Source organism: Citrobacter braakii (genome assembly GCF_009648935.1).
Classification (GTDB): Bacteria; Pseudomonadota; Gammaproteobacteria; order Enterobacterales; family Enterobacteriaceae; genus Citrobacter; species Citrobacter braakii.
The window spans coordinates 635,965-653,982 of sequence record NZ_CP045771.1 but is presented as its reverse complement, the minus strand read 5'-3'; the positions used below and the strand labels follow the sequence as shown (position 1 = coordinate 653,982).

Annotated in this window: 16 protein-coding genes; 8 read left to right on the top strand and 8 right to left on the bottom strand. The window is 53.0% G+C overall.

Features of this window, described 5'->3' with window-relative positions; genetic code table 11:
* Nucleotides 1–30: 30 nt before the first annotated feature.
* Nucleotides 31–906 carry a 23S rRNA pseudouridine(2604) synthase RluF gene (gene rluF, locus GFC06_RS02990; RefSeq protein ID WP_016155331.1) on the top strand — a complete coding sequence of 292 codons (876 nt, stop codon included), beginning with the start codon at nucleotides 31–33 and terminating at the stop codon, nucleotides 904–906.
* On the opposite strand, the gene GFC06_RS02985 is transcribed toward rluF, so the two are convergent.
* From GFC06_RS02985 to lysC, 3 genes are all read right to left on the bottom strand, one after another.
* Nucleotides 903–1,175: a DUF3811 domain-containing protein gene (locus GFC06_RS02985; RefSeq protein WP_003826541.1), complete on the bottom strand. Its 273-nt coding sequence runs from the start codon at nucleotides 1,173–1,175 to the stop codon at nucleotides 903–905. The two genes, rluF and GFC06_RS02985, sit on opposite strands and share 4 nt — an antisense overlap.
* A 101-nt stretch (nucleotides 1,176–1,276) precedes the next feature.
* The gene (gene panS / locus GFC06_RS02980; protein ID WP_016155332.1) at nucleotides 1,277–2,203 is read right to left on the bottom strand and encodes a ketopantoate/pantoate/pantothenate transporter PanS; all 927 of its coding nucleotides are present in this window, start codon (nucleotides 2,201–2,203) and stop codon (nucleotides 1,277–1,279) included.
* Nucleotides 2,204–2,295: 92 nt separating this feature from the next.
* Nucleotides 2,296–3,645: a lysine-sensitive aspartokinase 3 gene (gene lysC, locus GFC06_RS02975; protein WP_016155333.1), complete on the bottom strand. Its 1,350-nt coding sequence runs from the start codon at nucleotides 3,643–3,645 to the stop codon at nucleotides 2,296–2,298.
* Between the two features lie 302 nt (nucleotides 3,646–3,947).
* Here lysC and pgi point away from each other — a divergent pair, with 302 nt between their 5' ends.
* From pgi to GFC06_RS02950, 5 genes are all read left to right on the top strand, one after another.
* Nucleotides 3,948–5,594, top strand: a complete 1,647-nt coding sequence (pgi, locus tag GFC06_RS02970; RefSeq protein ID WP_016155434.1) for a glucose-6-phosphate isomerase — start codon at nucleotides 3,948–3,950, stop codon at nucleotides 5,592–5,594.
* A gap of 469 nt (nucleotides 5,595–6,063) precedes the next feature.
* Nucleotides 6,064–6,306, top strand: coding sequence for an exopolysaccharide production protein YjbE (gene yjbE / locus GFC06_RS02965; RefSeq protein ID WP_016155435.1), 243 nt, complete (start codon nucleotides 6,064–6,066; stop codon nucleotides 6,304–6,306).
* A 63-nt stretch (nucleotides 6,307–6,369) separates the two neighbouring features.
* Nucleotides 6,370–7,008 (top strand): YjbF family lipoprotein, encoded by a 639-nt coding sequence (locus tag GFC06_RS02960; protein WP_029139685.1) that lies wholly within the window; start codon nucleotides 6,370–6,372, stop codon nucleotides 7,006–7,008.
* Nucleotides 7,005–7,742 (top strand): capsule biosynthesis GfcC family protein, encoded by a 738-nt coding sequence (locus GFC06_RS02955; RefSeq protein ID WP_049282900.1) that lies wholly within the window; start codon nucleotides 7,005–7,007, stop codon nucleotides 7,740–7,742. Before GFC06_RS02960 ends, GFC06_RS02955 begins: the two co-directional genes overlap by 4 nt.
* A complete protein-coding gene (locus tag GFC06_RS02950; protein WP_153689825.1) occupies nucleotides 7,742–9,838 on the top strand; it encodes a YjbH domain-containing protein in 2,097 nt (698 codons plus the stop codon). Before GFC06_RS02955 ends, GFC06_RS02950 begins: the two co-directional genes overlap by 1 nt.
* Nucleotides 9,839–9,872: 34 nt before the next feature.
* On the opposite strand, the gene GFC06_RS02945 is transcribed toward GFC06_RS02950, so the two are convergent.
* Nucleotides 9,873–10,325, bottom strand: coding sequence for an acyltransferase (locus GFC06_RS02945; RefSeq protein ID WP_016155338.1), 453 nt, complete (start codon nucleotides 10,323–10,325; stop codon nucleotides 9,873–9,875).
* A 138-nt stretch (nucleotides 10,326–10,463) separates the two neighbouring features.
* Between GFC06_RS02945 and psiE the strand changes: the two genes are divergently transcribed.
* Entirely contained in the window at nucleotides 10,464–10,874 is a 411-nt protein-coding gene (psiE, locus tag GFC06_RS02940; RefSeq protein ID WP_003031674.1) for a phosphate-starvation-inducible protein PsiE, read from the top strand.
* A gap of 45 nt (nucleotides 10,875–10,919) precedes the next feature.
* Here the strand turns inward: psiE and xylE are convergent, their stop codons facing one another.
* The 4 genes from xylE to malE all read right to left on the bottom strand — a co-directional run bounded on the left by xylE (nucleotide 10,920) and on the right by malE (nucleotide 16,547).
* Nucleotides 10,920–12,395, bottom strand: coding sequence for a D-xylose transporter XylE (xylE, locus tag GFC06_RS02935; RefSeq protein WP_153689824.1), 1,476 nt, complete (start codon nucleotides 12,393–12,395; stop codon nucleotides 10,920–10,922).
* Between the two features lie 324 nt (nucleotides 12,396–12,719).
* Nucleotides 12,720–13,610, bottom strand: a complete 891-nt coding sequence (malG, locus tag GFC06_RS02930) for a maltose ABC transporter permease MalG (protein ID WP_016155340.1) — start codon at nucleotides 13,608–13,610, stop codon at nucleotides 12,720–12,722.
* 14 nt (nucleotides 13,611–13,624) lie between these two features.
* Nucleotides 13,625–15,169, bottom strand: a complete 1,545-nt coding sequence (gene malF / locus GFC06_RS02925) for a maltose ABC transporter permease MalF (protein WP_153689823.1) — start codon at nucleotides 15,167–15,169, stop codon at nucleotides 13,625–13,627.
* A 187-nt stretch (nucleotides 15,170–15,356) separates the two neighbouring features.
* A complete protein-coding gene (gene malE, locus GFC06_RS02920; protein WP_016155342.1) occupies nucleotides 15,357–16,547 on the bottom strand; it encodes a maltose/maltodextrin ABC transporter substrate-binding protein MalE in 1,191 nt (396 codons plus the stop codon).
* 359 nt (nucleotides 16,548–16,906) lie between these two features.
* Between malE and malK the strand changes: the two genes are divergently transcribed.
* A complete protein-coding gene (gene malK, locus GFC06_RS02915; protein ID WP_016155343.1) occupies nucleotides 16,907–18,016 on the top strand; it encodes a maltose/maltodextrin ABC transporter ATP-binding protein MalK in 1,110 nt (369 codons plus the stop codon).
* The last annotated feature ends 2 nt before the right edge of the window (nucleotides 18,017–18,018 follow it).

Sequence of the window (18,018 nt, the reverse complement as noted above, 5' to 3'; positions counted from 1 at the left end):
AGGGTATATTTCGCTGTCAAAGGAGAAATTATGCTGCCCGACTCATCCATCCGATTAAATAAATACATCAGTGAAAGCGGAATCTGCTCGCGCCGCGAGGCGGATCGCTTTATCGAACAAGGGAATGTCTTCCTGAATGGTAAACGCGCCACCATTGGCGATCAGGTGATGCCTGGCGACGTCGTAAAAGTGAATGGTCGGTTGATTGAGCCGCGTGAAGCGGAAGATCTGGTTTTTATCGCGCTGAACAAGCCGGTAGGGATTGTCAGCACCACTGAAGACAGCGAACGCGACAACATTGTTGATTTCGTTAACCACAGCAAGCGCGTGTTCCCAATCGGTCGTCTGGACAAAGATTCCCAGGGGCTTATCTTTCTGACCAACCACGGCGACCTGGTGAATAAAATCCTGCGTGCCGGTAACGATCACGAAAAAGAGTATCTGGTGACGGTAGATAAGCCGGTCACTGATGACTTTATCCGTGGGATGAGTGCCGGTGTGCCAATCCTTGGCACCGTTACCAAGAAATGTAAGGTCAAGAAAGAAGCGCCGTTTGTGTTTCGCATCACGCTGATTCAGGGGCTGAACCGCCAGATCCGTCGTATGTGCGAGCACTTTGGCTATGAAGTTACTAAGCTTGAGCGTACACGTATCATGAACGTTGGTCTGTCCGGCCTGCCGCTGGGTGAATGGCGCGACCTGACGGATGACGAACTGATCGACCTGTTCAAGCTGATTGAGAACTCGTCCTCAGAAGCCAAACCGAAGGCGAAAGCGAAGCCAAAAACCGCAGGCATTAAGCGCCCGGTGGTGAAAATCGAAAAATCGGCTGAGAAAGAGAAATCGCGCCCGGCGGCAAACGGGAAGCGTTTTACCTCGCCGGGGCGTAAGAAGAAAGGGCGTTAACGTCTGCCGCGCGTTGGCGTATTCGCTGACCAGGAAAATGATGCTTCCGCATCCGGTTTATAAGCCTGCTTTTTCTTCAACTGGCGGGCTTTTTTAGCTTCTGCTTCACGCAAGGCCATCAGTTTATCGATGTACTCTTTCTTGATGCTGTTGGTCTCAGCGTTGGTTAGCAGCCGACCATGCGCAATGCGCGCGCGGTCGAGCAGCGTTTTCAGTTCACGCTGTTCGCGTTCGGTCATCTCTTTTTGGGTAATGCGGGGGAGTGCCATAAGGGTGCCCTCTGTTAGCCGATATCCGCAGTGTACGGCAAAGTGCAGAGGCTGGGTAGGCCGGATAAGGTGTTAGCCGCTATCCGGCCTGCCGCCGTCAATTAGCGGCGTTCTTTTTCTTTAATCGGTTTACCGGACCAGTAACCTGCCAGCAGCGAACCGGAAAGGTTATGCCAGACCGAGAACAACGCGCCGGGCAGCGCCGCAAGCGGGCCAAAGTAGATTTTGCCCAGCGCAGCGGCAAGCCCTGAATTCTGCATGCCCACTTCAATAGCCAACGTACGACAGGTTGACTCGTCGAAACCAAACAGTTTTCCGCCCCAGTAGCCGCCGAGCAAGCCAATGGTGTTATGCAGGATCACGGCGATAATCACCACAAAGCCGACAGACGCAATGTGCGAGGCGGAACCCGCCACGACGGCGCTGATGATCGCCAGGATGCACAGCATAGAAAACGCCGGCAGATACGGTTCCACGGCTTTTACGACGCGTGGGAACAGATGGTGAATGACCAGCCCCAAAGCAATCGGAATGACCACTATCTGCAGAATACTCAGCAGCATACCCATCACATCCACCTGGATATGCGCGTCGACATACAGCCGTGTCAGCAGCGGCGTGGCGACAACGCCGACCAGCGTTGAAACCGATGAAATAGTCACGGAGAGCGCCACATCACCTTTTGCCAGATAGATCATGACGTTCGATGCCGTTCCGCTGGCGACGCTACCGACCAGCACCATCCCTGCCGACAGTTCCGGCGGCATATTAAATGCCAGCGCCAAAATCCATGCGGCGAGCGGCATCACCAGATAGTGCAAGAAAATACCCGCCGCGACCGGAGCGGGGCGTGAGAGTACGCGTTTAAAGTCGTCCACCTTCAGGTGAACGCCCATGCCGAACATGATCAGCATCAGCAACGACGGTACGAATGGCCCGACAGGCGTAAAGGTGGAGGGCGTGTAATACGCAATAACAGAGAGCAGCAGCGCCCATAACGGGAACAGCCGCGTGAGAGTAGCGAGCATGTTATCTTCCTTGCGATTGAAATGTGTTGTGTTGTTATAAAAAAGCCGGGTTCGAGCCCGGCTATAGTTATTGTTTATCGCGTGATGAAATATTATTCAAACAAATTATGATGTAGCTTCTGTACCACCTGTTCGGCTTCGCTACCGGGCACCAGGAAGCACAGGTTATGGCTGGACGCGCCGTAGCAAATCATGCGGATGTTGAACGGCTCCAGTACACCAAATACCTCTTTACCCACGCCGCAGGCTTTGGACAGGTCGTTGCCAATCAACGCCACCAGCGCCAGGCCTTCTTCGACTTCAACCCGGCACAGGGCAGACAGTTCCATCAGCAGAGACTGCGTTAACAGCGTATCGCCGGTGGAGGTTGAACCGGTGGTATCCAGCGTCAGCGCTACGCTGACTTCTGATGTGGTAATTAAATCTACCGATATATTGTGGCGTGCAAGGATGCCGAACACTTCTGCTAAAAAGCCGCGGGAGTGCAGCATATTCAGGCTATGCAGCGTCAGCAGCGTCTGCTTACGGCGTAGCGCCAGCGCACGGAACAGCGGTGGATTCGCGGTTTTATTGCAGACCAGCGTACCACCTGCTTTTGGATCCTTGCTGGAGCCAACAAATACCGGGATATCGCTACGTACGGCCGGCAACAGGGTTGCCGGGTGCAGCACTTTCGCGCCAAAGGTCGCCATTTCCGCGGCCTCTTCAAAAGCGATTTCATCAATACGCTGCGCAGCAGGAACAACGCGCGGATCGGTAGTGTAAATGCCTGGAACATCGGTCCAGATATCGACGCGCGTTGCGTGCAGCGCTTCGGCCAGCAGGGCGGCTGTATAATCGCTACCGCCGCGCCCCAACGTGGTGGTGCGGCCTTTGCCTTCGCTGCCGATAAAACCCTGAGTGATTACCAGACCTTCGCTCAGACGCGGGGCCAACTGAAGCGTTGCCAGTTCAGCCAGCGCCGCGACGTCGGGTTCTGCGCGACCAAAACGATCGTTGGTGCGCATCACTTTACGCACGTCAAACCACTGCGCTTGCACGTTGCGTTCACGCAGGATTTCGACGAACAACAGGGTAGACATCAGTTCACCGTGGCTGACCAGTTCGTCGGTCAGGGCGGTTGAGGTCGCCAGTGACGCCGCTTCTGCCAGCGTGGTGATGTTTTCCAGCAGACGTTCAATCTCTTCACGAATTACGTTTGGATAACGCAGGCGTTCCAGAATATTGAACTGAATTTGACGAATGGCGTCGAGTTTTTCGAAGCGCTCGGTTGGCTCCAGCCCTTCAGCCAGTGCGACCAGCAGGTTGGTAATTCCAGCGGAAGCGGAAAGTACCACTACACGGACGTTAGCATCAGAAAGCACCACATCAGCGCTGCGATTCATGGCATCAAAATCCGCCACGCTGGTACCGCCAAACTTGGAGACAACTACATCAGTCATAACTACCTCGTGTCAGGGAATGAATAGAGCGACCATGGCACATAAGGCAGAACGAAAACCGGTGCAGGCGCAAATGCAAATACCGTATTTATAAATAAAATGTGTAGCTTGCACTGTCAACGCTGGGATTATGCGGATTTTTCATGCTGCGTTTCCGTTCAGTAACAGCGCTTATAACATCTATACTTTTTACCCTGGTTCGATGGATACAAGGGCGATGGCATTAAAACAATCACACTTTTCTGTGACTGGCGTTACAATCGATCTCAGTCACAATTCTCAAAATCAGAAGAGTATTGCTAATGAAAAACATCAATCCAACGCAGACCTCAGCCTGGCAGGCACTACAAAAACACTTTGAAGAGATGAAAGACGTTACTATCGCGGATCTGTTCGCGAAAGATAGCGATCGTTTCGCTAAATTTTCCGCGACGTTTGACGATCTGATGCTGGTGGATTTCTCCAAAAACCGCATCACTGAAGAGACGCTGGCTAAACTGCAGGATCTGGCGAAAGAGACCGATTTGGCAGGCGCCATCAAGTCCATGTTCTCCGGTGAGAAAATTAACCGCACTGAAGACCGTGCCGTGCTGCACGTGGCGCTGCGCAACCGTAGCAACACTCCAATCATCGTTGACGGCAAAGATGTGATGCCGGAAGTGAATGCGGTGCTGGAGAAGATGAAATCCTTCTCTGAAGCGATTATCTCCGGAAGCTGGAAAGGCTATACCGGTAAAGCCATTACTGATGTCGTGAACATCGGTATCGGCGGTTCAGACCTCGGCCCGTTCATGGTGACCGAAGCGCTGCGCCCGTACAAAAATCACCTGAACATGCATTTTGTGTCTAACGTCGATGGTACGCACATTGCCGAAGTGCTGAAGAAAGTGAATCCGGAGACTACGCTGTTCCTGGTCGCTTCCAAAACCTTCACCACTCAGGAAACCATGACTAACGCCCACAGCGCGCGCGACTGGTTCCTGGCGACCGCTGGCGACAACAAGCACGTTGCCAAACACTTCGCAGCGCTCTCCACTAACGGTAAAGCGGTTGGCGAGTTCGGTATTGATACCGCCAATATGTTCGAGTTCTGGGACTGGGTTGGCGGTCGTTACTCTCTGTGGTCTGCAATCGGTCTGTCCATCATCCTTTCTGTGGGCTTCGACAACTTTGTTGAGCTGCTTTCTGGCGCGCACGCCATGGACAAACACTTCTCCACCACTCCGGCGGAGAAAAACCTGCCGGTGCTGTTGGCGCTGATCGGTATCTGGTACAACAATTTCTTCGGTGCTGAAACCGAAGCGATTCTGCCGTACGACCAGTATATGCACCGTTTCGCGGCCTACTTCCAGCAGGGCAATATGGAATCCAACGGTAAATACGTTGACCGTAACGGCAATGCGGTGGATTACCAGACAGGCCCAATCATCTGGGGTGAGCCGGGTACTAACGGTCAGCATGCGTTCTACCAGCTGATTCATCAGGGTACCAAAATGGTTCCGTGCGATTTCATCGCTCCGGCAATCACCCACAACCCGCTGTCGGATCACCATCCGAAACTGCTGTCTAACTTCTTCGCCCAGACCGAAGCGCTGGCTTTTGGTAAATCTCGTGAAGTGGTTGAGCAGGAATACCGCGACCAGGGTAAAGATCCGGCAACGCTTGACCACGTTGTGCCGTTCAAAGTGTTCGAAGGTAACCGTCCAACTAACTCCATCCTGCTGCGCGAAATCACACCGTTCAGCCTGGGTGCGCTGATTGCGCTGTACGAGCACAAAATCTTCACTCAGGGCGCGATCCTGAATATCTTCACCTTTGACCAGTGGGGCGTTGAGCTGGGCAAACAGCTGGCGAATCGCATTCTGCCAGAGCTGAATGATGATAAAGAAATCACCAGCCATGATTGCTCAACTAACGGTTTGATTAACCGTTATAAGTCCTGGCGTTAATCTGCTTCTTCCTTCGAGCCGCAGCGGTGTTGGCTGCGTTCGTTAACCCCGGTCGCATAGCTATCTATGCTCCCGGGGATTAACGAGCTTGCCGCCTTGCTGCAATTCGAATGAATTTGCAGATTACTTATAAAAAAGCCGATATTAATATCGGCTTTTTTTATAATCTGGCTCCCGAATATCTACGCTTTTGCTTTACACCTTTATTGAGCTTAATCCTAAAATAATTCATTCAACGTTATCGTGTTTCTGGTTTTTTCAGAATTACCGGATGTTGTGTTTTTGTTTTTATATTTTAACTTTATGATTGTATTGATTTAATTATCTGACGTTAATCATTTTATTTCTTGCTATCTAATTATCCTAAATTCCCGCCTGGCGTAATTTGCACACTTTGGCTTGTGTATACTCGATCTCGCCCGAAATTCTTTTGGGTAAATCTCCATTCATACAATGAAGGGAATTTGTGATGAAAAAAGTTCTGTATGGCCTTTGGGCTATATCTGCGCTTGCGGCGACTTCTGTCTATGCTGCCCCCGTTCAGGTGGGTGAGGCTGCAGGGTCGGCTGCCGCGTCGGTTTCGGCAGGAAGTTCCTCCGCAACCAGCGCGAGCACCGTAAGTTCTGCGGTGGGGGTTGCCCTTGCGGCAACCGGTGGCGGCGATGGTTCTAACACCGGAACCACAACCACCACAACCACCAGTACCCAGTAATACCGGTACGTTTAATTCTAACCACACTTCGGTGTGGTTATTTTGCCGCTGCGGAGAAATGTCGTGAAGCGACCAGCGCTGATAATGGTTTGCCTGTTATTACAGGCGTGCTCAGCCACCACCGAAGGGCTGGGTCATTCGCTATGGGATAGCGTGTTTGGTACTCCCGGCGTACAGATGACGGACGATGAAATCAAAAACATGCCCTACGCCAGCCAGTACATGCAGCTCAACGGCGGTCCTCAGCTGTTTGTGGTACTCGCGTTCGCGGAAAACGGACAGCAGAAATGGGTGACTCAGGATCGGGCCATTCTCGTCACGCAGTCTGGGCGCATGGTGAAAACGCATCTCGGCGGGGATAACCTGATCGAGGTGAATAATCTCGCGGCAGATCCGCTCATCAAACCAAACCAGATAGTCGATGGGGCAACGTGGACCCGCACGATGGGCTGGACCGAGCATCAGCAGGTGCGCTATGCCACTGCCCGCTCGGTTTTCGAATGGGATGGCACTGACACCATTAAGGTGGGTAGCGAAGATACGCCAGTACGAATCCTTGACGAAGAAGTCACCACCGCTCAAACGCGCTGGCATAACCGCTACTGGATCGACAGCGAAGGGCAGATTCGCCAATCGGAACAGTATCTTGGCGCACGTTACTTCCCGGTGAAAACCACGCTGATTAAGGCGGCAAAATCATGATGAAACGAGCCGTTATGGCGCTGCTATTGAGCCTGAGCGCAGCGTCAGTTTTTGCTGCGGGTAGCGTTAAGGTCTTTACCTCCGCCAGCGAAGAGCCAAAGACGCTGACCGGGGCCGAACATCTGCTCGACCTGGTTGGGCAGCCGCGGTTGAGTAATAGCTGGTGGCCAGGAGCGGTTATCAGCGAAGAGCGGGCAACGACGGAAGCAGAGCGTCAGCAGCAGGCATTACTGGCTCGTCTGGCGATGCTCAGCGCTGAAGAAAGCGGTGACGATGCCGCGGCTATCAACGCATTGCGCCAGCAAATTCAGGCGCTGAAGGTGACCGGCAGACAGAAGATTAATCTCGACCCGGATGTTGTGCGCGTCAGTGAGCGAGGCAACCCGCCGTTGCAGGGCAATTACACGCTGTGGGTCGGACCGCAGCCAACGGATATAACGCTGTTTGGCCTGCTAAGTCATCCGGGTAAACAACCGTTTATGCCCGGGCGCGATATCGCCAGCTATCTCGATGGGCAACGTCGGCTCAGCGGCGCAGATCGTAGCTACGCCTGGGTCATCTATCCCGACGGACGCACGCAAAAAGTCCCGGTCGCCTACTGGAACAAACGTCACGTTGAGCCGATGCCCGGCAGCATCATTTTTGTCGGGCTCTCTGATGCTGTCTGGCGCAGCACCCCGGATGAAATCAATGCCGACATTCTTCGCACCCTGACCCAGCGGATACCCGAATAATGAGAAAAACTTATCTGCTCAGCTTACTGGCGCTGGGCGTAAGCGTTGCCTGCCACGGTGAAACCTGGCCCGCGCCCATTGGACCTTCCCAGTCGGATTTTGGCGGCGTGGGACTGCTGCAAACCCCAACCGCACGCATGGCGCGTGAAGGCGAAATGAGCCTTAACTACCGCGATAACGATCAATACCGTTACTACTCTGCGTCGGTACAACTCTTCCCCTGGCTGGAAACTACCCTGCGCTATACCGATGTGCGTACCAAAAAATACAGCGGCGTGGAGTCGTTTTCTGGCGATCAGACTTATAAAGATAAGGCTTTTGATCTCAAACTTCGCCTGTGGGAAGAGAGCTACTGGATGCCGCAGGTGGCGGTTGGCGCGCGGGATATCGGTGGTACCGGACTGTTTGATGCGGAGTATGTGGTGGCGAACAAAGCCTGGGGCCCGTTTGATTTCTCTCTCGGCCTTGGCTGGGGATATCTCGGGACCAGCGGCAACGTTAGCAATCCGTTTTGCTCATACAGTGATAAATTCTGCCATCGCGATAACAGCTACAAGCAGGCCGGTTCTATTGACGGTAGCCAGATGTTCCACGGCCCGGCGTCGCTGTTTGGCGGCGTAGAGTATCAGACTCCCTGGCAGCCGCTGCGCCTGAAACTGGAGTATGAAGGTAATAATTACCAGCAGGATTTTGCCGGCAAGTTGGAGCAGAAGAGCAAGTTTAACGTCGGCGCTATTTATCGCGTCACCGATTGGGCCGACGTTAACCTCAGCTATGAGCGCGGGAACACCTTGATGTTTGGGGTCACGCTGCGGACTAACTTTAACGATCTGCGACCAAACTATAACGACAATACCCGCCCGAAATATCAACCACAGCCGCAGGATGCCATCCTGCAACATTCGGTGGTGGCGAATCAGTTAACGCTGCTGAAATATAATGCCGGGCTGGCGGATCCTAAAATTCAGGTGCAGGGCGATACGCTGTATGTGACGGGTGAACAGGTGAAATACCGTGATTCGCGCGAAGGGATCGAGCGTGCTAACCGGATCGTGATGAACGATCTTCCCGATGGGATCCGCACGATCCGCATTACGGAAAACCGCCTTAACTTGCCGCAGGTGACGACCGAAACGGAGGTTTCCAGCCTCAAGCGCCATCTGGAAGGCGAGCCGTTGGGCCATGAAACTCAACTGGCACAAAAACGCGTCGAGCCCGTGGTACCGAAAACGACCGAGCAGGGCTGGTATATTGATAAGTCACGCTTCAATTTCCACATCGATCCGGTGCTAAATCAGTCGGTGGGCGGCCCGGAAAACTTCTATATGTATCAGTTGGGCGTGATGGGAACGGCGGATTTGTGGGTTACCGATCATCTGCTGACCACCGGGAGTTTGTTCGCCAACCTCGCCAATAACTATGACAAGTTTAACTACACCAACCCGCCGCAGGATTCGCATTTACCACGCGTGCGTACCCATGTGCGTGAGTATGTGCAAAACGATGTCTACGTGAATAACCTGCAGGCCAACTACTTCCAGTCACTCGGCAACGGGTTCTACGGACAGGTTTACGGGGGCTATCTGGAAACCATGTACGGCGGAGCGGGGGCAGAAGTGCTGTATCGCCCGCTGGACAGCAACTGGGCGTTTGGTGTTGACGCCAACTACGTGAAACAGCGTGACTGGCGCAGCGCGCAGGACATGATGAAGTTCACCGACTACAGCGTGAAGACCGGGCATTTGACGGCTTACTGGAATCCTTCGTTCGCCCAGGATGTACTGGTGAAAGCCAGCGTGGGGCAGTATCTGGCGGGGGATAAGGGCGGAACGCTGGAAGTGGCGAAACGTTTTGACAGCGGCGTAGTGGTGGGTGGTTATGCGACCATCACCGACGCCTCGCCGGATGAGTACGGAGAGGGTGATTTTACCAAAGGGGTGTACGTTTCTGTGCCGCTGGATCTGTTCTCGTCAGGCCCAACCCGCAGCCGTGCGGCGATTGGCTGGACGCCGTTAACACGTGATGGCGGCCAGCAGCTTGGACGTAAGTTTGGTCTGTACGACATGACCAGCGACAGGAGTGAAAACTTCCGCTGATAGATGGCCGGATGGGACCTGCGCTTATCCGGCTCTATAAACGACGTAATAATTTTGCCGGATTTCCCGCATACACGCCTTTCTCGGTGATCGATTTGGTCACCACGCTTCCCGCGCCGACGACCACGCCATCACAGATAGTGACCGCCAGAATGGTCGCTCCGCTACCGATCGAGACATCGTCGCCAATCGTAATACGTCCCCAACTGTTGCGGTCGGCATTGGGTTTTCCTTCGCGAAACATATCGTTGGCGAACATCACGCCGTGACCGATAAAACAACGGGCGCCGAGGGTGACATATTCGCAGATGAAGGCGTGCGACTGAATTTTGCTGTCTGCGCCAATCTGCGTATTACCCTGGATTTCAACAAATGGTCCGACAAAAACGTTGTCACCCAATGTGCAGTCGTAGAGATTTGCGGGTTCATAGATCACCACGTTCTCACCGCAGGTAACGTTGCGAACAGCGGATTGTCTTAGCTGCATAATTCATCCTGTGAAATGTGTCGTGGCACTCATCATTCCCTGCTGACCTTTCTTGCACAAAATATAAACAAAAAATGTAGATCTCTGTCACATTTTTGCGTTATACAGGAACCTTGCCACTGAGTAAGAGGTGCTGTTATGACGTCGCTATCTCGTCCACGCGTGGAGTTTATCTCCACTATTTTACAGACCGTGTTGAATCTGGGGTTGCTGAGTCTGGGCCTGATCCTGGTCGTATTCCTCGGGAAAGAAACGCTGCATCTGGCGGATGTGCTATTCGCGCCGGAACAAACCAGCAAATATGAACTGGTGGAAGGGCTGGTGGTTTACTTTCTCTACTTTGAATTTATCGCGCTGATTGTGAAGTACTTTCAGTCAGGTTTTCACTTTCCGCTGCGCTACTTTGTCTATATCGGGATCACTGCGATTGTGCGGTTGATCATTGTCGATCATAAAGCGCCGATGGATGTGCTGATCTATTCTGCGGCGATCCTGCTGCTGGTGATCACCCTGTGGCTGTGTAATTCCAAACGGCTGAAGCGAGAGTAAAAGACAACACGCCGCAATTGGGCTGCGGCGTGTTTTGGGTAAGAATTACTGCGCAGAGGCCGGCTGGGTTTTCTCCGCTGCGGGCTCCCACAGCTCTTCAAGTTCTTCCAGCGTTTTGCCTTTGGTTTCCGGCACAAACTTCCACATAAACAGCGCGGCCAGAATGCCCATACAACCGTAAATCCAGTAGGAGAAACCGTTGTGGAAATGGGAAATCAGCCACGAATTTTTGTCCATCATCGGGAAAGTCCAGGAAACGAAGTAGTTCGCCAGCCATTGCGCGGCAACCGCAATGGCGAGCGCTTTGCCACGAATCGTATTGGGGAAGATTTCGGCCAGCAGCACCCAACAAACCGGTCCCCAGGACATGGCGAATGCGGCGACATAAAACAGCATCGACAGTAACGCAACCAGCCCGGAAGCCTGGGTATAAAAGGCGGTTCCGAGGCTGAACATACCGATGGCCATGCCTAAGGCGCCAATAATCTGCAGCGGTTTGCGACCAAATTTATCCACCGTCATGATCGCCAATACGGTAAAGCTTAGGTTGATCACGCCAACAATAATGGTCTGCAACAGCGCCACGTCAGTGCTGGCTCCCAGCGTTTTAAACACTTCCGGGGCATAGTAGAGCACGACGTTAATACCGACGAATTGCTGGAAGATAGACAGCATCACGCCGATGACGATAACGCCTGCGCCAAACATCAGCAGTCGACCGCCGGTTTTACGACCATGTTCCAGAGACTGATTGATCTCCTGTATGGCCTGGGCGGCGAGGGTGCTCCCCATAATTTTGCGCAGAATACCTTCCGCTTGTTCATGTCTACCACGCGCCATCAGCCAGCGTGGGCTTTCTGGTACGGTATACAGCAGCAGTAAAAATAGCAGAGCGGGAATACTTTCGGACGCAAACATATATCGCCAGCCATCAGTATTCAGCCAGTTAGCGTCACCTGAACGAGCGATAAAATAGTTAACGCAATACACCAATAGTTGACCAAAAATAATGGCGAACTGGTTAAATGACACCAGTTTCCCACGAATATGTGCGGGTGCCAGTTCAGCAATATACATTGGTGAGAGCATTGAGGCTAAACCTACCCCAATACCACCAATGATGCGATAAATAACAAATTCGGGAACGTATCCGGCTAAATAAACAGGTACCGCGTTATCTGGATTAATCGTCGTAAAGCCTAATTCTGGCCAGGCGGATCCAATGCCGGAAATAAAGAACAGCAGGGCAGCGATTTTCAGCGAGTCTCGACGACCAAACCGGTTACTGCAATAGCCGCCCAGCGCGCCGCCGATGATGCAACCAATCAACGCACTGGCGACGCAAAAACCTAACAGCGAGTTGGCAGCGGACTCACTTAAGTGTTGTGGGGCGACAAATACGGTATTTAAGGATTCTACCGTCCCGGAAATGACAGCCGTGTCATAGCCGAATAATAGCCCTCCTAATGTTGCGACTAATGTAATCGAAAAAATATAACTGGAATTATATTGAGTGTTCATTCAGACCTGCCTTAAAGGGTACAGCTCTTTTGATCAGTGCGGTGATGGTGAATTTAACAGGCAGGGAAGACAATTATCATTTTTTACATTGCAATTATGTTTTGTCTTTTCTGTGATCTTAATTCTGTTTAATTTGTCGAGTTTCAGGCGAAAAATTGATTTGCAGTGATGGGGGGCACGAAAGGAAATAATCGTAAGCGTAATGCAAAATAACATAAAAAAAGGGCGCTCCGTAGAGCGCCGAATAACAGTCACAGGTTGGGATAACATAAGTTGAGGGTTGCAGTGGCATTGCCCGTTGCCGGGCAGTTACTTCGGTAAAACTTAACCTTTCACACCACCCGCCGTCAGTCCGTTGACCAGCCAGCGCTGTGCCAGCAGGAACACCAGAGTGATCGGAATGGCTGAAAGTACAGCTGCGGCGGCAAAGTCGCCCCACAAATAGTTCTGTGGATTGAGGTACTGCTGCATACCTACCGCAAGGGTATAGCTGTTCACATCACGCAGCAGCAGTGATGCGACCGGTACTTCGGTAATCGCGGCAATGAAAGACAGAATAAACACGACCGCCAGAATCGGAACGGAAAGCGGCAGCAACACCAGGCGGAATGCCTGCCATGGCGTTGCGCCATCCAGCGCGGCCGCTTCTTCCAGCGAACCGTCGATGGTTTCGAAATAGCCCTTAATCGTCCACACATGCAGCGCAATACCGCCGAGATAGGCGAAGATCACGCCACCGTGAGTGTTCAGACCAATAAACGGAATGTACTGGCCCAGGCGGTCAAACAAAGCATACAACGCGACCAGAGACAGCACCGCCGGGAACATCTGGAATATCAGCATCCCTTTCAGCAGGGTTGCTTTGCCCGGGAAGCGCATACGGGCAAAGGCGTAAGCGCAGGTGGTGGAAAGCGTCACGATACCGATCGCGGTAATGGTGGCTACTTTCACCGAGTTCCACAGCCATAAAAGCACCGGGAACGGCGGCGGCGTCACGCGGCCATCCGCGTGTTCAACGCTAAAGCCCAGCGCCAGTTTCCAGTGTTCCCAGGAGATGTTTTCCGGGATCAGGCTGCCGGTGGCAAAGTTACCTTCACGCAGCGAGATAGCGATAACCATCAGCAGCGGGAACATGATCGCTGCAATGAAAATCAGCAGCAGCAAGTGCGTTGTTAAGAGACGCAGTTTCTGAGATTTGGGTTGTACCATAGCCATGTTCGTTGTCTCCCTTAATCAAACTTCATACGCGTGGCTTTCAGGTTCACGATGGCCAGCGCACCGACCAGCAGGAAGATCAGCGTGGCAATCGCCGCCGCCAGACCGAAGTCCTGACCACCGCCGCCTTCGAAGGCGATACGGTAGGTGTAGCTCACGAGCAGGTCGGTATAGCCTGCTGGCGTGGTGGTACCAAGACGGTCTGGACCACCGTTGGTCAACAGTTGAATCAGCACGAAGTTGTTAAAGTTAAAGGCGAAGCTGGCGATCATCAGCGGCGTCAGCGGCTTAATCAGCAGCGGCAACGTAATCTTAAAGAAGTTCTGGAACGGACCTGCACCATCCATCGCCGACGCTTCATACAGGTCGTCAGGGATCGCTTTAAGCAGACCCATGCACAGGATCATCATGTACGGGTAACCAAGCCAGGTGTTGACGATAATAATCATCGAACGCGCGGTGGTTGGGTCGCTGAACCAGGCCGGTTTGATGCCAAACAGCGCGCTCAGCATCATGTTGATTTCACCGAAGCTCTGGTTGAACAGCCCTTTGAAAATCAGAATCGAAATAAACGACGGTACGGCATACGGCAGAATCAGCAGGACACGGTAAATCGCTTTGCCTTTGAGAGACTCCCACTGTACGAGACAGGCCAGTACCATCCCCACGGCCACGGTGAGGATCACGGTCAGAACGGAGAAGACCACCGTCCAGACAAAGATGGCGAAGAACGGTTTCTGAATGCCTTCGTCGGTAAATACGCGGGTGAAGTTGTCCCAACCGATGGCAACGGTATAGCCTGGGCTGAGTTTTTCGTTACCCCAGCTACCGTCAGCGTTAATTGCCTGATAATAACCAATATCGTTGTTGGCGCGGTATTTTACGCCGCTTTGGCTGTTGGTAAGCGTGCCGTCATCAGCGAGCGTATAGAGTGGTTGCGTGCCGGAAAACTGGCGCAGTGAACTCATAATCACTTTGCTTTCATCTGGCAGGATGGCGGTGAGTTGGGCTAACGCCTGGCGATTTTGCGTGATGACACGCAGCGTCGCACGTTCGCCCGCTGGCAGCGCCTCGGCTTCTTTCAACTGCAGTTTCTGTTCGCCGCCAAATTTAAAGGCGTCGGAGAGATAATTCTTGCCAGTTTCACCGTCGGTGAGGGCCAGTTGCCACTCCGTACCCGCCGGATACAGGCCGAAGTTGTAGGTTTTCCCCGCCTGATAAGAACGGTCCATCAAGACTTCCTGAGCACGTTCAAAGGTCAGTTGGTTGGTGCTGCTGTAGTTGGTAAAGGCAATTGCGATAGTACAAATTAGCGGAAACAGGACAAACAGCCCCATCCCGGCAACGCCTGGGTAAACATAGCGCCAGGCGTAGGCTTTACGGTTAGCAAAAATATACAGGCCAGCAGAGCTTAAAATCAGCGTCATGATGGCAAACAGGTACTCCCCCTGAGCATACATCAAAACAACAAGGTAACCGACCAGCAGCCCAAGCAGACCCATCACTGACCATTTCAGCCGGTCGCTTTGCCACCAGTGTTTCTTTTTAATGACATCCATGGGGATCAATCCTCTTTACGCTTTATCCTTCGCACTACCTCTTTGTTGGCTGCGGAAGCTCACCCCAGTCACTTACTTATGTAAGCTCCTGGGGATTTGCCTCCTTGCCGCCTCGATGTAGCGCGAATGATTTCGCGTAACAACGTATTCAATAAACCTGATTCCCTAAGAAATAAGGGAAACCGTATTACTTGGTGATACGACCTTGTGCATCTTTCAGCGCGGCATCGACGGTCTGACGGCCGCTGGCAGCGTTGATCACTGCGGTACGAACGGCATACCAGAATGCGGACATCTGCGGGATGTTCGGCATGATCTCGCCTTTCTGGGCGTTATCCATGGTGGCCGCGATACGCGGGTCTTTCGCTAACTGATCCTGGAAGGATTTCAGCGCAACCGCGCCCAGCGGTTTGTCCTTATTCACTTCATCCAGACCCTGATCGGTCAGCAGGTAGTTTTCGAGGAACTCTTTTGCCAGTTCTTTGTTCGGGCTGGCAGCGTTGATACCTGCGCTCAGAACGCCCACGAACGGTTTGGACGGTTTACCCTTGAAGGTTGGCAGCAGGGCAACGCCGTAATTCACCTTGCTCTTATCGATGTTGGACCACGCCCACGGACCGTTGATGGTCATCGCGGTGTCACCTTTGTTAAAGGCCGCTTCGGCGATGGAGTAATCGGTATCCGCGTTCATGTGTTTGTTCTTGATCAGATCAACCAGGAAGGTCAGACCCGCTTTTGCGCCCGCGTTGTCCACGCCCACGTCTTTCACGTCGTACTTGCCGTTTTCAAACTTGAACGCGTAACCGCCGTCGGCGGCAATCAGCGGCCAGGTGAAGTACGGTTCTTGCAGGTTGAACATCAGCGCGGATTTCCCTTTCGCCTTCAGTTCTTTATCCAGCGCAGGAATTTCTTCCCAGGTTTTTGGCGGGTTCGGAACGAGGTCTTTGTTGTAAATCAGCGACAGCGCTTCAACCGCGATCGGGTAGGCAATCAGTTTGCCGTTATAGCGTACGGCATCCCAGGTGAACGGATAGAGTTTGTCCTGGAACGCTTTATCTGGGGTGATTTCAGCCAGCAGGCCAGACTGAGCGTAGCCGCCAAAACGGTCATGTGCCCAGAAGATGATGTCCGGGCCATCGCCAGTCGCAGCAACCTGTGGGAACTTCTCTTCCAGTTTGTCCGGGTGCTCAATGGTGACTTTGATACCGGTGTCTTTCTCGAATTTTTTGCCCACTTCAGCGAGGCCGTTATAGCCTTTGTCGCCGTTAATCCAGATAACCAGCTTACCTTCTTCAATCTTGGCGAGAGCCGAGGCGGAAAACATCATCGTCGTTAATGCAGACAATGCGAGGATGCGTGCGCCAGTTTTGATTTTCATAGTTCCCATCCTGTTTGGTGATTTTGCAGAGGTGGCTTAACGGTTACTAGTTTCTTTATACGACAACCTCTTTCCATCCTCCTTACCCCTACGCCCCACCCGCTCTTTATGTGATCTGTGTTACATAAATGTGAGTATTGCGTACTGGCGCACATAAAAACCCACTGATTTTTGCAGGCTGCATCACGAAATTCCTCCGCGGCGTACGGCCCGGGTCTCAGACGCTGTTCTCTCATCCTCCCGCCTCCTCCCCCATAAAAAAGCCGGGGGTGGAGGATTCACGCAGTCAAGGGATCACGCATAGTCAGCCCATCATGAATGTTGCTGTCGATGACAGGTTGTAACGAAGGGAGAAGGGCATGGCGAGCGTACAGCTGCGAAATGTAACGAAAGCCTGGGGTGACGTGGTGGTATCGAAAGATATCAATCTCGACATTCACGAAGGGGAATTCGTGGTGTTTGTCGGACCGTCAGGCTGCGGTAAGTCGACCTTGCTGCGTATGATCGCCGGACTTGAAACCATCACCAGTGGCGACCTGTTTATCGGGGAGACCCGGATGAACGACATTCCCCCCGCCGAACGCGGCGTGGGCATGGTCTTTCAGTCCTACGCGTTGTATCCCCATTTATCCGTCGCAGAAAACATGTCGTTTGGCCTCAAACTGGCTGGCGCAAAAAAAGAGGTGATGAATCAGCGCGTGAATCAGGTCGCGGAAGTTCTGCAACTTGCGCACCTGCTGGAGCGTAAACCGAAAGCGCTTTCCGGCGGGCAACGTCAGCGTGTGGCGATTGGCCGAACGCTGGTCGCCGAGCCGCGCGTATTCCTGCTGGATGAACCGCTGTCGAACCTCGACGCCGCTCTGCGTGTGCAAATGCGTATTGAAATCTCCCGCCTGCATAAACGTCTGGGCCGCACGATGATTTACGTCACCCACGATCAGGTCGAAGCGATGACGCTGGCCGACAAAATTGTGGTGCTGGATGCTGGTCGCGTGGCGCAGGTCGGCAAACCGCTGGAGCTATACCACTATCCGGCTGACCGCTTTGTGGCGGGCTTTATTGGTTCGCCGAAGATGAACTTCCTGCCGGTGAAAGTCACCGGGACGGCCATCGATCAGGTGCAGGTTGAACTGCCCAACCGCCAGCAAATATGGCTACCAGTGGACAGCCATGCGGTACAGGTTGGTGCCAACATGTCTTTAGGTATCCGCCCGGAACATCTGCTGCCCAGCGATATCGCCGATGTCACCCTCGAAGGTGAAGTGCAGGTGGTCGAGCAGCTTGGTCACGAAACTCAAATTCATATCCAGATCCCCGCCATCCGTCAAAACCTGGTTTACCGCCAGAACGACGTGGTGTTGGTAGAAGAGGGTGCCACATTCGCCATCGGCCTGCCGCCAGAGCGTTGCCATCTGTTCCGTGAGGATGGCACTGCATGTCGTCGGTTGCATCAAGAGCCGGGCGTTTAAGG

Excerpts from the sequence above, each read along its gene's own strand:
- yjbE (WP_016155435.1), top strand. The coding sequence starts at position 6,064 with ATGAAAAAAGTTCTGTATGGCCTTTGGGCTATATCTGCGCTTGCGGCG.
- malG (WP_016155340.1), bottom strand. The coding sequence starts at position 13,610 with ATGGCTATGGTACAACCCAAATCTCAGAAACTGCGTCTCTTAACAACG.
- malE (WP_016155342.1), bottom strand. The coding sequence starts at position 16,547 with ATGAAAATCAAAACTGGCGCACGCATCCTCGCATTGTCTGCATTAACG.
- GFC06_RS02955 (WP_049282900.1), top strand. The coding sequence starts at position 7,005 with ATGATGAAACGAGCCGTTATGGCGCTGCTATTGAGCCTGAGCGCAGCG.
- xylE (WP_153689824.1), bottom strand. The coding sequence starts at position 12,395 with ATGAACACTCAATATAATTCCAGTTATATTTTTTCGATTACATTAGTC.
- malF (WP_153689823.1), bottom strand. The coding sequence starts at position 15,169 with ATGGATGTCATTAAAAAGAAACACTGGTGGCAAAGCGACCGGCTGAAA.
- GFC06_RS02945 (WP_016155338.1), bottom strand. The coding sequence starts at position 10,325 with ATGCAGCTAAGACAATCCGCTGTTCGCAACGTTACCTGCGGTGAGAAC.
- malK (WP_016155343.1), top strand. The coding sequence starts at position 16,907 with ATGGCGAGCGTACAGCTGCGAAATGTAACGAAAGCCTGGGGTGACGTG.
- GFC06_RS02985 (WP_003826541.1), bottom strand. The coding sequence starts at position 1,175 with ATGGCACTCCCCCGCATTACCCAAAAAGAGATGACCGAACGCGAACAG.
- lysC (WP_016155333.1), bottom strand. The coding sequence starts at position 3,645 with ATGACTGATGTAGTTGTCTCCAAGTTTGGCGGTACCAGCGTGGCGGAT.
- pgi (WP_016155434.1), top strand. The coding sequence starts at position 3,948 with ATGAAAAACATCAATCCAACGCAGACCTCAGCCTGGCAGGCACTACAA.
- GFC06_RS02950 (WP_153689825.1), top strand. The coding sequence starts at position 7,742 with ATGAGAAAAACTTATCTGCTCAGCTTACTGGCGCTGGGCGTAAGCGTT.
- psiE (WP_003031674.1), top strand. The coding sequence starts at position 10,464 with ATGACGTCGCTATCTCGTCCACGCGTGGAGTTTATCTCCACTATTTTA.
- panS (WP_016155332.1), bottom strand. The coding sequence starts at position 2,203 with ATGCTCGCTACTCTCACGCGGCTGTTCCCGTTATGGGCGCTGCTGCTC.
- rluF (WP_016155331.1), top strand. The coding sequence starts at position 31 with ATGCTGCCCGACTCATCCATCCGATTAAATAAATACATCAGTGAAAGC.